Annotated in this window: 1 protein-coding gene; it reads left to right on the top strand. The window is 74.4% G+C overall.

Annotated features, from left to right (window positions below):
* The coding region (locus AC5RUJ_RS18960; protein WP_494156601.1) for a hypothetical protein at nt 1-301 on the top strand (301 nt) is incomplete at both ends.

Raw genomic sequence — 301 nt, forward strand, 5'->3', positions numbered from 1 at the left:
CTCGCCCGCGGCGGCGCTGGCCGGCTCTACCCTGCGCTTCGCGGACGACGGCGTGGCCTACTTCCTGCTGGATGCCGGGCTCGCGGAACGGGCCGCGGCAGACGGGCAGATAGATGGGGAAGCCGACGCGGAACTTCTGGCCTGGTCGGGGGGCGGCGCGGGCGCCGATGCAGCCGGGCTTGAGCCGGCGTCAATGTCGGCAGCTGCCTCTGGGGGTGCGGAGACCGGTGCTGCCTGGACGGAATCCCTCGCCTTGGCGGACGTGGCGGGGGCGATGCCAGCTGTGCGCCGTGCCGCGGTC

The organism is Arthrobacter sp. Y3223164 (genome assembly GCF_059091005.1).